Source organism: Pedobacter steynii, from assembly GCF_001721645.1.
GTDB lineage: Bacteria > Bacteroidota > Bacteroidia > Sphingobacteriales > Sphingobacteriaceae > Pedobacter > Pedobacter steynii_A.
The window spans coordinates 98165-111292 of record NZ_CP017141.1; the positions used below are offsets into that span (position 1 = coordinate 98165).

The 13128-nt window shown below is 40.1% G+C and carries 14 protein-coding genes; 8 read left to right on the forward strand and 6 right to left on the reverse strand.

Annotated elements, in window-relative coordinates; translation table 11 throughout:
- Positions 1-369: 369 nt before the first annotated feature.
- On the reverse strand, positions 370-1284 hold the full coding sequence (locus tag BFS30_RS00380) for a DUF6268 family outer membrane beta-barrel protein (RefSeq protein ID WP_069377458.1): 915 nt from the start codon (positions 1282-1284) through the stop codon (positions 370-372).
- 218 nt (positions 1285-1502) lie between these two features.
- Between BFS30_RS00380 and BFS30_RS00385 the strand changes: the two genes are divergently transcribed.
- The gene (locus tag BFS30_RS00385) at positions 1503-2303 is read left to right on the forward strand and encodes a PAS domain-containing protein (RefSeq protein WP_157262839.1); all 801 of its coding nucleotides are present in this window, start codon (positions 1503-1505) and stop codon (positions 2301-2303) included.
- Between the two features lie 52 nt (positions 2304-2355).
- Positions 2356-2838 (forward strand): GNAT family N-acetyltransferase, encoded by a 483-nt coding sequence (locus BFS30_RS00390; protein WP_069377460.1) that lies wholly within the window; start codon positions 2356-2358, stop codon positions 2836-2838.
- Here BFS30_RS00390 and BFS30_RS00395 read toward each other — a convergent pair.
- A complete protein-coding gene (locus BFS30_RS00395) occupies positions 2817-3161 on the reverse strand; it encodes a winged helix-turn-helix transcriptional regulator (RefSeq protein WP_069377461.1) in 345 nt (114 codons plus the stop codon). The two genes, BFS30_RS00390 and BFS30_RS00395, sit on opposite strands and share 22 nt — an antisense overlap.
- 124 nt (positions 3162-3285) lie before the next feature.
- Here BFS30_RS00395 and BFS30_RS00400 point away from each other — a divergent pair, with 124 nt between their 5' ends.
- The 5 genes from BFS30_RS00400 (at position 3286) to BFS30_RS00420 (ending at position 6518) form a co-directional block, all read left to right on the forward strand.
- Entirely contained in the window at positions 3286-4290 is a 1005-nt protein-coding gene (locus tag BFS30_RS00400) for a zinc-dependent alcohol dehydrogenase family protein (protein ID WP_069377462.1), read from the forward strand.
- A gap of 189 nt (positions 4291-4479) precedes the next feature.
- Positions 4480-4902 (forward strand): MauE/DoxX family redox-associated membrane protein, encoded by a 423-nt coding sequence (locus BFS30_RS00405; protein WP_167353110.1) that lies wholly within the window; start codon positions 4480-4482, stop codon positions 4900-4902.
- Positions 4903-4913: 11 nt separating this feature from the next.
- Entirely contained in the window at positions 4914-5207 is a 294-nt protein-coding gene (locus tag BFS30_RS00410) for a hypothetical protein (protein ID WP_069377463.1), read from the forward strand.
- A 332-nt stretch (positions 5208-5539) separates the two neighbouring features.
- Complete coding sequence (locus BFS30_RS00415; RefSeq protein ID WP_069377464.1) at positions 5540-5752, forward strand: hypothetical protein; 213 nt, start codon at positions 5540-5542, stop codon at positions 5750-5752.
- A gap of 82 nt (positions 5753-5834) precedes the next feature.
- Positions 5835-6518, forward strand: a complete 684-nt coding sequence (locus BFS30_RS00420; RefSeq protein ID WP_069377465.1) for a Crp/Fnr family transcriptional regulator — start codon at positions 5835-5837, stop codon at positions 6516-6518.
- Positions 6519-6524: 6 nt separating this feature from the next.
- Here BFS30_RS00420 and BFS30_RS00425 read toward each other — a convergent pair whose 3' ends face one another.
- The 3 genes from BFS30_RS00425 to BFS30_RS00435 all read right to left on the reverse strand — a co-directional run bounded on the left by BFS30_RS00425 (position 6525) and on the right by BFS30_RS00435 (position 8830).
- Positions 6525-7172 (reverse strand): TetR/AcrR family transcriptional regulator, encoded by a 648-nt coding sequence (locus BFS30_RS00425; protein ID WP_069377466.1) that lies wholly within the window; start codon positions 7170-7172, stop codon positions 6525-6527.
- A 528-nt stretch (positions 7173-7700) separates the two neighbouring features.
- Positions 7701-7979, reverse strand: a complete 279-nt coding sequence (locus BFS30_RS00430) for a helix-turn-helix domain-containing protein (RefSeq protein WP_069377467.1) — start codon at positions 7977-7979, stop codon at positions 7701-7703.
- A gap of 215 nt (positions 7980-8194) precedes the next feature.
- Entirely contained in the window at positions 8195-8830 is a 636-nt protein-coding gene (locus tag BFS30_RS00435) for a rhomboid family intramembrane serine protease (protein ID WP_069377468.1), read from the reverse strand.
- 107 nt (positions 8831-8937) lie between these two features.
- On the opposite strand from BFS30_RS00435, the gene BFS30_RS00440 reads away from it, so the two are divergent.
- The gene (locus BFS30_RS00440) at positions 8938-10680 is read left to right on the forward strand and encodes a peptidase domain-containing ABC transporter (RefSeq protein ID WP_069377469.1); all 1743 of its coding nucleotides are present in this window, start codon (positions 8938-8940) and stop codon (positions 10678-10680) included.
- A gap of 9 nt (positions 10681-10689) precedes the next feature.
- Here BFS30_RS00440 and BFS30_RS00445 read toward each other — a convergent pair whose 3' ends face one another.
- Positions 10690-12966, reverse strand: a complete 2277-nt coding sequence (locus BFS30_RS00445; RefSeq protein WP_083251883.1) for a glycosyl hydrolase family 95 catalytic domain-containing protein — start codon at positions 12964-12966, stop codon at positions 10690-10692.
- Positions 12967-13128: the final 162 nt, after the last annotated feature.

Here is a 13128-nt window from a genome sequence, read left to right on the forward strand (position 1 = left end):
AAAGAGAGAGATGTCCGAAAAAGGCATCTCTCTTTGTTTTTAAGGGAATATTGATCTTTTAAAAGGGAATTCTACTGCTAGCCTGGAAACTGTTGAGAACAGCATTCTTAATTTAACAACTGAAATTTCAAAAATCAATGACACTAGCGGTTATGAGGGTTTGTATGCAAATATGAAAATAGTGGGTTTCAAAAAAGTTCTTTGCCAGGGTGTGGCAAGTTAACCAATCACTCCACACCAGGAACGGATGATGGAACAGGGATAGAATAGAACTGATAGGAGAATTTAAGATTAGTAGTTTTTATAAAAAAGTGATGCCCTCAATTGAAATCAACAGTTCAACTGAGGGCATCGCCTTTAATTTTTCAACTATTTCTTTCCGAAATTCCATTTTAAACCTATTCCTCCATAGGGCGCAGGCTTAAAATAAGATATTTTTTCGTCGGTTTTATCTTTAAAAAAGTCCGATAATTTCCTGCTGGTAAAAGTCATGGAACGGTATACAGAGTAACCTGCCGTCAGTTCAACACTCAGTGATTTGCCTATTTTAAATTCTGGCCTTAAGCCGGTCACCACCTGCAGATAAGACAACATGAACTTATCTTCGCGGTCCACATCAGCCGTCATCGAGCTCACCTCTCCTACTGCTTTTAAATTAATGGCCTCATTTACTTTCATCCCCAGTTCAACCCGTTGCGGGAAGTTCACAAGCACCTGGAATTTCCCCTCTGTCTTCCAGGTAAAATATATGGCGGGCAATATCATTGGCACCCCAAAAGTATTCGACACTACAGGTCCAAATCCCAGGGCAGTTCTCGGGTTGAATTGTTTGATAAAGATCACCCCTCCCATTGCTAAAATATCTCTGGAATCTACCTTTTTCATATTTGTATATACACCCGCCGAAGCCATAAACATGATGTTCCATGTTTTTCCCAGGGGTCTGAGGTGCATCAGGCCCACACTTGCATTTAACAACTCATTTGGAAACAGGCTCTTTTCATAATTCTGGTTTTTTATCGAGGCATAAGACCCTTCAAGCATCAGCCCCCAGATCTTTGGCCTGCCCAGGGAATCCATCTTTACTGATAAAGGAATTCCTATCCCTCCTTCAATTCTTCTCATATCACTCTTGCCACTATTGCTATCTCCATTGCCATTTGGATTGTAATTGGAAAAAGGAATATACTCGCCTTTCAGCCTTATTCCCGGTTCCATTTGTGCTTTGCTATTTAGGGTAAAAAATGCTGCCATGACCACAAGGCAGTACGTTGAAATTTTCATAGTTTCTTAAAATCAATGATTAAATATATTTTTCGGCGAATTACGGAATGTTCCATACCCTACCGAAATATTATTGACCACTGGTAAGCTGGTGTTGACAAAAGGGAGGATTTTACATTTGTCAATAAGAATTGGCATAAATTAAGCTGAATTTCATTTTTTTAATACATTTGCAGCATAGGGGGACATACGCAATAATTCTACGTAAGAACAACAGTTTGAAGGCAAGAAACTATAAAATTCCAATCATTTATATCGTGTTAGGTGTTTTATGGATCACACTTAGCGACAGTTTACTCAGGTCTATCGAATCTACTTTAGGACCCGAAACGGCGGAATACACAGCTTCATTAAAAGGCATTTTTTATGTTCTTGCAACCGGCTTTCTTCTATATTTTCTGATCAAACAGGAACGCAAAAGACTTACGCAGGGCGACAATAAGAGAATGGCTGAGATTGTTGACAAGATGAACAACCTGATTATCATTTCTGACATCTCCGGAAAGATCACCTGGGTGAACCGTGCATTTGTCAATATTACCGGATACACCATGCAGGAAGCCCTTGGAAAAACGCATGGAGAACTTTTATATGGTCCCAAAACAGATCTGGAAGTTGTCAAAACGTTAAGCCAGGCCATAAAAAACAAAGAATTCTTTAGCGGGGAGCTGGTCAATTACGCAAAGGGGGGAAGAGAATACTGGTCTCAGTTTAACCTCTCTCCCATGTTCAATGCAAAAGGTGGGCTGGAGGGTTATATTTCGGTGGAGAACAATATTGACGACAATAAACGCAAGGAAGATGTGATTGTACAGCAACACCAGAAACTAAAGGCTGTTTCCTGGCTAAATTCACATGAAATCAGAAAACCTGTTGCTTCCATTATGGCACTTACAGAATTAATTCTGGAGGAGAGCGATCAGGAAGAGCTAAAAGAACTGGTCAGATATTTGCATCAGAGTACAATGGCACTCGACCTCATCATTCATCAGATTAATGAAGAGGCGGCTGTGAAATAAATTATGTACCTTTGAAAGCAACACACAATACCAAACAAACAATTTCCTTAAAATGATCCGGCAATTTAAACCATCCGATCTTAACCCGATGAGGGAGATCTATAATCACTATGTGGAAAATACACTACTGACTTTTGATGAAGTAGCGTTGACAGAAACCGAATTTTCGGATAAACTGAATCCGGTTTTTTCTAAGTTTCCCTGCATCGTGTATGAAAAAGAAGGAAAAGTGCTGGGCTTCGCTTACGCCACAGAATGGAAACAAAATCCGGCTTATCGTTTTACGGTCAGCAGCTCGGTTTACCTTCATCCTGAAGCTCTTGATAAAGGAACAGGAACCTCCTTATACCGCAAACTGATTGAGGAACTCCGGGAAATGAAAATTCACTCTATTGTAGCGGGAATCCTGATGCCAAATGAGAAGAGCACTAGGATGCACGAAAGGCTTGGATTCAGTAAGGTAGCACACCTGAGCCAGATCGGATATAAGTTTAACAAATGGATAGATGTCAGCTACTGGCAGATGATTTTGTAATTCCCCATTCTTTTATCTCCCCATTCCCGCAGATGATCAATAAAAGGAATGAGTTCTTTAGCTGATTCAGTTAAGGTGTACTCTACCTTTGGAGGGACTTCATTGTAAACCCTTCTGTTTACCAGGCCATCGTCTTCCAGTTCACGAAGGGTCTGGGTCAGCATCTTTGGCGTAATGCCTACTATACTCCTCTTCAGCTCCCCATATCGAAGAACGGTAAAGCTGTGGATGTACCAGATGATTCTTCCTTTATATTTTCCGCCAATTCTCTGAAAAGCATAATCGACTGCACAAACGGGATCGGAATTGAGTTTTTTTGTCATTTTATAAATCTTTATAGCTGATAATCAATATTAGTATGATTTTAGTATGTAGGATACTAAAATGTGCATACTTGACGCAAAGATACTACTCTCTTAGCTTTGATGAAATTTAAGATCAAAGAAAATGAAAACATTAGTTGTAAATGAAAAATACGGAATACGGAACCTGAACATTGAAGAACATCAGATCCCCGAGCCACAAGCCCATGAGGTTTTAGTTAAAGTAGCTGCAATTTCATTGAATTATCTGGACCTGATGATTGTAAACGGAGATTTTGGTCATCAGTTCCCCTATATTCCTGGATCTGATGCTTCCGGGACCGTTGTGCGGACCGGAACTGCGGTTAGCCGGTTTCTTCCGGGCGACTTGGTGACTACCCATTTTACCCCTGGATGGGCCTCCGGTGAGTTGAGTCCTGAAGGATTAGAAAAACGCTTAGGGGTTGATGTGCCGGGTGTATTTTCAGCATACATTTGTGTTCCCGAAGCGGCTTTAATCAGGAGCCCGGCTAATTTAAGCCATGAAGAGGCCGCAACACTTCCTATTGCAGCACTTACTGCCTGGGAAGCCATTCATCAGGCAGGCGATCTTAAAGCAGGAGAAACCGTCCTGCTGCAGGGAACCGGAGGAGTATCCATATTTGCTTTACAATTCGCTAAGATGGCCGGTGCCAGGGTCATCATTACCTCTGGTTCAGATCAGAAACTGGAACGTGCCAGACAACTTGGTGCAGACCATGTTTTCAATTATAGAACAGATCCGGAATGGCCGGAAAAAATAGAAGCAATGGGAGGAGCAGACCTTATTCTGGAAGTTACAGGAACCGGAATAAAGGATGCTGTTAAGGCCAGCAGATTTGCCGGCAGAATTGTGATCATTGGCTTTTTAGATGGCAGTGAAACCAGTCTTAACATTTTTGACTTTCTGCAGAAGAAGTTAACCATTAAAGGTGTTTTGGTAGGCTCCAGACATACCTATCAGGAAATGAACGAAGCTATAGAAAAGAAGGACCTCCATCCGGTAATAGACAAGATCTTTTCATTTTCAGAGATTAAGCAGGCCTTTGACTACCTTTCAAAAGGAGCTCATTTTGGGAAAATAGTGTTGAAACTAAACGAAGGGACCTAAATTATCAGAAGGAAAAAAGAAATTATAAGAATAAAAAAAGAGGCAAGTGCCTCTTTTTTTATTTACCACCTGTTTCTCCCGACAATTGTCGGCGAAAAATGTGACAATTGTCTACGAAAGATGTGACAATTGTCGAAATCAATGCCCCCTTCCCTTCTTAACTTAGTATCCGGACGAAAAATGAATAAAATGATGAACCTTATACCTGTTTTTATTCTTGCGATTACTACGATACTAATGATGCTTTGGGCTTATTCTTCCCTATCTAAATTCATGGACCTTCCACGATTCCGACGGGGATTAAGAAATCAGGCATTTCCCAAATGGGTTGGAGCACTCTTGTTCTGGACGCTTCCCCTTACCGAACTTTTGCTCATTTTACTTTTATGGTTGCCTGACACCAGACTATCAGGAATGTATCTTTCGGCCATCCTGCTATTGATTTTTACGATCTATATCGGAGGTGCTGTTTATGGCTTTTACGACCGTTATCCCTGCCCCTGCGGGGGAATCTTCCGGGGCATGAGATGGAATACCCACCTCAAGGTCAATTTTATCCTGACCGGCATTGCAATAGCAGGTTTACTCTTAATGGAATTCGGCACAAATTAAACCAAACAACTATGCTATCCTGGTACATTTTAAGTCTGGGCAATGACCCAACCACGAAATACAACTACGAAAAAGTTTATACCGCTCCAACCTGTTGCGGAACAGAAGCTATATGCGCCATCCGGGCTTTCGACGACGGCCATAACCATCCGTTAATTTCTGAGCAGTTAAAGTTTGAAATGATTTCAGCGTTATGGAATAACAGGGGAACTCCAAATGTCCGGTTACACTATTCCGGCCGGGAGCAGGAATCCATTAACATTGTCTGCAACAATTACCTATTCAATAAGATGGCTCCGGTCTAGGCTTAATTTACCGCAAAACATTTCAGTTTACAACACGTTTTGGACAATTGTCGTTAAAAAATGTGACAATTGTCTTAAAAAAAAGTGACAATTGTCCGGCAATTCCCTTCATTTCCTAATTAACTTGGTATTTAACAACGGGAGATGCCAGATACCCAGAAAAGCAGGCAAGGGACAACACTGAAAACCCTGAAAAAAGTAAGTATAATTATAAATTTAAGGACCGTACTCGATCTACTAACATTTAAATCATTGGGAACTAACACAGGAGGATTCCTCCTGTGTTAATTAGAACTAAAGATAGAGTATAGGTGATATTAACGCTAAACCTTATGCAGTGGTATTCTTTTATAGGAACAGATTCCTTAAATCCAACTCATTATAAAATCATACAAACAGCTCCCGGTTGTTCAGGAACCAGAACCATTTGTGCCATTTTTACTTCCGGAAATATTTATCCTTTTATAGATTATGATGTGATTTGCTATATGGTATTAGCACTAAGCAGCCATAACAGTAATGAAAAGGTAATCTTAAGGGGTTAAAAAAAATAATTCTTTATGTCACCACTTTACATGAAACCGATAATTAAGTTTGAATATGTAGACTTAAAGAATTGAATTTATCATGAAAGAACAGACACCCTACTTCGGCGACATGATGTATAGCCCTGCAACATTTTCCCGTATTGATTTACAACTCACTGAACAGCCCTTACCTAAAACAAAAATCCTTATGATATATACTGCGTTAAGAAGAAAGATAGGGTCATTATGTCCGGTCAGTGACGAAGTCTTTCATTCTTTAAACAGGGACTTTAATCCGCTAACCCTATCCATGAATCAGATCCTGATTAGTGCAGAACAATTGCCTGATCGCATATTTTTTATCCAGAAAGGCTTATTAAGGGGATATTATATGGGAGAAAAGGAGCCGGTCACGACCTGGTTTGCAGGGCCTGACCAGTTTATCATTCCCAACAACTTCTTTTCGCAGGAGCCCTGCAATGAATACATTCAATCCCTGGAAGATTGTTCTTTACTTTCTATCAGTCATCATTCCTGTTTAAAGATGTCTTTGGAATCAAATGATATCGCCAAAATATTCTACAAGCTATTGGAAGAGAAACAACTGTTATCCGATGCAAGGGAAAGAATGCTCAGGATTCCCAATGCGGAAAAAAGGTACCTGAGCATGACTAAATTAATGCCTGTCCTGCACAGGAATGTGAAGGATGATACGCTTGCTTCTTACATGAATGTCACCAGAAGACATCTTGAGCGTATCAAAATAAAAACCTCAAGAAAATAAGCAGGATTAAGCTTTTTTAGCAGCGGCATCAAATGCCCATCCGACAAGTTGTTTTAATGCTTTAACAACTTCCCTCCTGTCGGACTCCTTCTTAATATCCAGTTCACAGAAATTACTGCCACTATTTTTTGAATGTAATACCAGGTAATTGATCCCTGAAATCAAGATGGCTTCTATTGCCCTGAAGTTTACAGATGAGCCTTCGAAATGAGGATCTGTCAATTCAAAGAGTTCCGATTTGATACTCTCCCGGAACCGGGCTATTTTATTCATCATCTGGCTTCTGCCATTGATTTCCCATAAAATGATGTTTTGCAATTCAGGGCTATCGGAGAAATACTCCAGATTTTCCTCCAGCATATTCTCAGCCAGGCTCCTGCCGAAATCATGTCGGTTAGCTTCTACAATTTCAGGAAGCTTTTTATAAGATCTGGTCCAGTAATCTTTTTCCAGGATATAAGATTCGATCAATTCCTGAGGTCCGACAAAGTACCGGTAAATCAATTTTTTATGAACATCCGCATACCTTGCTATGTTATTAGGGCCCAAACCACTGTACCCTTCAGTTTTTAAAATATCCCCTACTGCATCGTAAAGTTTACGTTTAGTCCTCCGACTATCTCTTAACTTTTCGGTTTCCTTATAATTATTCATTGAAACTACGTATTAGATTTTCATTTAACGGACCATTTAATCTCTAACCTGTGTACTCCTTAATTTAAGGAATTTCCTTCATGACCAATTCTGAAGGAAAGTTTAACAGTTAGAAGGGTTTAAAAGCTGAACTGTTATTGAAATCCTTAAAAAAGGTGTTTTGCAAATTAATTTTCATGATAAGAGTGTTAATGATTGAGAGCCGACTGTGTTACCTTCCATATTTCGGGATGCCTTCTAACATTTAAAGTCACCGTTAAGTTTAAATTGGAATTTCAGTAAAATTAAATCGTAATTTATAAATCCATTAAAACTATGGGTTTTAAGTTATAGCCAAAACGTTTAAAATAACCTATAAGGAGAAAATAAGGAGATAAATTAACCAATCCTATTTTTGATTAAATATTTTAACCTTTAAGCATAAATCAGCTGTTAACCTGAGATTACGGTTAGAAAAACAGGATGCAGAAATAAGAAATAAGAAGAACAGATCAACTGAAATCGAAAGATTTATTCCACCTTTTATCTTCAATCGAATAAGGTGTTAAAGAATGATTTGCTTTTTATAACCCACCTGCCCAGACCTGAGAGATTGACCACACTACTGGACCTCACATCAGGAAGTAATTGATAAACAGAAACTTCTAAAATTTCGGCGATTTCATAAATTCTTCTGACACTCAGCTCAGTCTCTTCTCTTTCTAATTTAGAATAGGCATTTTGGGAAATATTCAGCCTTGAAGCCATATATTCCTGACTGTAACCTTTTATCACTCTCTGTATCCTTATAGCGTTACCAAATTGCATATTTACGTCTCAATCTTTACGAAGATAACAAGAATAAAGTTAAACATATCAAGCTAAATATAAAACTTCTTGATTTGTCTTTTAATATTCAGTTTATCAAAACAAAATAATTACATTAAATTTTATAAAATTGAAACTAAAAAAGAAGTAAACTTATCTCAATAGGAAAATTATAGTTATAAGATAAACAAACACTTCAATGCTCAGAATCACTGTTAAAAGAGGTAGATTAAACGAAATAGATGGGGATAAAACAATAAAGTAATCAGAATTCCGGACAATACACCGAAGATATGGGCATATTGATCTGTATGGTCTTTTTTGCCAAACTTAATCTCATAGATCAAACCCAGAATAAAGATGATGACGAAGTGAATGTTCAGAATTTCGCCCAGATAAGGTAGGGAAATATAGCTTTCAGTGGCATTCACGATACAGAAGCTTCCCAGAATAGCCAGTGCCCCTGTTGACGCCCCTGCACTTCTAAAAGAGAAATCTTTTCTATGGACAAGGGCTGAGCCAAAATTTCCGGTAATCGTTGTAAAAAGATAAAGGACAAAAAACCGGACAGAACCATAACTTCCCATCATTTCGAACTTCTGCTCCACCATTACCCCTAAAATATAGACAATCGCCATGTTAAAGATCAGATGAAACCAGCTGGTATGTACCAGGGCAGCAGTAATCAGTGTATACAGCTTCTTCTTTCCCGCGATACTATATGGATGAAGCAGGAAAGAAAAATAGACTTTTTGATAATAGAATGCGTAGACGCTGATTATCGTAGTGATGCTGATAATCAGGAGGATTCCCGGGGTTGGGGAGAGAGGGGCATTAAAGTCTGACAACATGGGACAATAATGACAAAAAAATAACTTCTAATTTAAAACCTACAGCTCTAAATTAAAACACTGTGGTTTAGTAATTTGATGGCTATTAAAAGATTTTTGTATAGATCATGAGCAGAAATCCATCCCTAAACCCTGCCGGAATATGTACCGGATTCTTCCCTTTTAAAAGAAAAAATGCAGCCAAATGGATCTGGCTCAGCAAGCTATTAAGGGACGACATCAATATCATTACGGCCAATATGGTTATTGGTTTTTTCATTACAATCCTTAGTTTTTCTACCGCTGTCTTTTCACAGGTATTCATTGATGAGCTTCTTCCATCAGCAGACCGAAGCCGGTTCACTGTCGCTTTTATCCTTCTGTTTTTAACCCTCATTGTTCGTTCAGGTCTGACTTATTTTCGCAGGCAACTGCTGTTATCACAGAACAAGCGCATCAACAATAAAGTACTACCAGCTTTCCTTAGCCTTGCTCTTCACCTGCCAAAATCATTCTTTGATGACCACAGTACTGCTGAGCTCCTTTCGAAGCTTCATGAACATAGGGGGCTTCAGAAAATCATTTCCTATATCACGAACACCCTTTTCATGGACCTCCTCCTGATCTTTTCCGCAACTGCTTTTCTGGCCTGGTATTCGGTCCCGGTTGCGGCAGCTCTTTCCATAGGCATTTCGATTTTCTTCTTTGTGACGTTGAATTTCGCAAAATCGATAAAGAGTCAACAAATAGAGCTCAGCCATGCCGATGAAGCGAATCAGGAACAATATTTAAGTATGTTCCAAAGTATTGAAGCTATAAAGATCCACAATGCAGAGGATCACTTCATCACCCGGACTGAAGAAATACAAAGTGCATCTTACCAAAAGAAAGCGGGGCTCTCCGCATCAAAAAACGGATCTGCCGTCATCGCTGATCTCTTAACCGTGATCTTCAGTCTCCTGATTACCGGACTTTCCTATTTACTTTTAGTCAGGCATGAGCTGAAAACCGGCGAGATGATGGCCATTATCATCACCGGTCTTTCCATTATCCCTGCCATCTACCGTTCTTCACAAATCCGTTTACCAATCGAAAAGCTGGCCCTGATTGTAGAAAACATGTATGCTTTCTCCACCCTCGAGAAGGAATATCCTGAACGAGAGAAAGAAGAGTTACAGTACATCCATTTTCAATCGCTCTATGTGAAAAACCTGAGGTTTTCCTTTCCGGATTGCAGCGCCATTCTGAAGGACATTTCTTTTCGGGTAAGTTCCGGAGAAAGTATCGCCTTACTTGGAGAGAGTGGCTCAGGAAAAAGCACCGTTTTTGCCCTATTACAAAAGCTTTATACTCCACAATATGGTTTGATTACGATTAATGAACAATCCATCAGCCATATCGCCACCCCTTCGTTACGCAACATCGTCGCCATCGTGCCTCAGGAAGTAAAAATCTTTAACGGAACCTTGTTGGATAACATTGCACTGGGTAGCCCTCATGCCAGTCCTTCTTCCATTATAGACTTCTGTATGAATACCGGGCTTCATCATTTCTTTCAATCACTACCTCAGGGATATCTGACTCAGATCGGTGATGGAAAAGTAAAGCTTTCTTCCGGTCAGAAACAACTGGTTGGTATTGCCAGAGCACTTTACCGGAGACCTCAGCTACTTTTGCTCGATGAAGCAACCGCATTTATGGACAGCAGTACTGAAAAATTCACTCTTGAGCTACTTGTACGTTTCAAAAGAAATATGGCCATCATCCTGATCACTCACAAAACCGAAACCACCAGATTGGCAGATCGTATTTACGTCATTAAAGATGGCCATATTCAAGATCCTTATCCCGTTTTATATCATAAAAATTAGAATCTTTTTTTATTCATATCCATTTTTCAACACAATTTCTCCTCCAGGCTTACAGGTTAAGCTGAGGAAACCATCTTCAGTATTCTTCAGAACGACACCATTGTTTTTTGCTGCATACCAGGTTTTAAAGGGCAATTTCAATTTCGTCTGTCCACCTTTTTCCGCAACAATTTTCAATTCCTCTACCTGTCCTCCTGTTCTTTTCACACTGAGCAAAAAGGCGCCTTCTGCGCGTAAATTTTCGAAGGAAACATCCGACCAACCTTGCGGGATAGCCGGCATTAGCTCAATAAACCCTGCATAGCTCTGTATCAACATTTCCTGTAATCCGGCTGCAAAAGCAAAATTTCCCTCCAGCGTAAATGGGCGATAATGAAATTTTGAATAACCCGCTTTCAGCTGATCTCCATTCAAATGAAAACTATTTGCAGAACAGAATGCTTTTGCGAAAATCCGGAGATCCTCGGCAGCCGCCTCTCCATTTTTAGCTCTGGCCTTCAAATTTGCCCGCCAGGTATAAGAATACCCCACAAAATAATCAGGGCCTATGCTATCTAATAGTTTAATGCTGTTGGCGATCACCCTTTGTGCTTTTTCACCATCTTCCCATTTGATCAATCCGAGCGGATGTATCGCCATCAAATGAGAAAAATGACGGTGCGACTCCTTATAGGCAAGATCTGGTGCGAACATCAGTTCCCCTTTCTCTGTAGTTGAAAAATCTTTAAACTCCTCCAGTATCTGCGTCCAATGTTTTGCTTCCTGAGAAAAGCCCAGTTCCTGAGCCAGCTCAGCCGCAGCTTTAAAGGTGAATTTCATGATGGCCAGATCGTAATTTGTATTATCTGAGAACCAAGCATTTAAAGAATTATCATTAATCTCCGGACTAGAGCTGATTTTCAATTTCCGGTTTCCATTTCCATCCTTCACTGTAATGCTTTCCAGAAATACAGAAACCCCTTTTATCCATGGATAAGCTTTCTTTTTCAAGAAATCACGATCCATACTGTATCGCCATTGCAGGTAATAATGTTGTGCCAGCCAGCCCGAAACAGTTGGAGAAAGAGAATATTGAATCCAGCCTCCCATTTCTGTACCATCCAGAGTGGTGACTCCAGGTACAGCAATCCCCTCCGCATTAAAGAACTGTTTTGTATAACGTTTATAATTCGCTTTATTCTCCTCTAAATGATCAAGATAGCCCATTGCTTCTTTCAGGTGATTACCACTATAAGCCGGCCAATAGCTCAATTGAGTATTTAAGTCGTGATGAAAATCTCCTTTCCATGGTGGTATTCTCCCATTGTCAGCCGTCCATACTGCCTGCAAAGAAATCGGAGGAGCCCCTACCCTCGCTGCCGAACCAAATTTATATTGTTCCAGGTACCATTGTTTTTCCAGCAAAGCATCAGGAATATGGATAGCGGATTTACTCCAAAAGGTTTTCCACCAATTTTTATGAGCAGCATAACGCAAGCTAAAATCACCGGTAACCGGTTTATCTGCAGCCTTGCTAAGCTTTGCCTGTCTTGAAGTGATGGTCCAATACCCTTCCACAGCACCAGACTTCATCTTTTTCCAGTTTACTACAATCTGATAACTAAATCCACCCCAGCCTTGCTGCAGATAAGTGATCCTGTTTCCTTCTTCCTTAATCTTTCCCTGAGGATACCCCAGTCTTGACAGGTCATCTCCTCCTACCGGATCCCCGGAGCTCCTGACTGCCCCCTGGTATCTGGGTGCAATTAGTTGAGGCTTAAAGTTATCTTTTACGTTTTCAAACCTGAACCAGCCGGCAGGTTTAACCGCATCTACGAAGGTTTTCAATTTCACTCCATTTGTCCATGCTACCTCACATAAGGCATCTTTCAGCGACAAATGTACCGCCTTGACTTTCCCCCAGTTTCCGGTCTCAAATTCCAGTGCCCCTCCGGGAATTTTTGAAGGTGCCGGCTCCCGGTCATAAGGTGCATCAAAATATTCCTGTACAGGTTTATAATCTTTCTTATTCACCTGATCTACCACCCATTGGTAACTGAATTCTTTGCGGTGCAATCCTTTCATTGGGCGCATATCCCAAAGATCTGCCCTATCGAGCGAGAACCTTAACCGGGTTCCATTCTGCCAGATCAAAGCGCCCAACATTCCGTTTCCTAAGGGGATAGCTTCATCCCATTTATTTGCCAGCTGATCAAAATGTAAGTCATGCTTCACACTTTGTCCACTTACATTCATGGCCATACAGGTCGCCAGCAAGAATGCAGTGAGTCCATTTTTTAAATTCATAGTTTCATTTGTGTTTTTGGTTTATTTAATTCCGGAGATGTGTTCTTTCAACGGAATCTGGTTCATCTCTTAAAAGTCTGATTTTATTTCTATCAAACCAATAAAATAATAAGGTTCAAAAACAGAATTGGCCCTCCAGTAACGGAGCGCCTTTCCTGAACT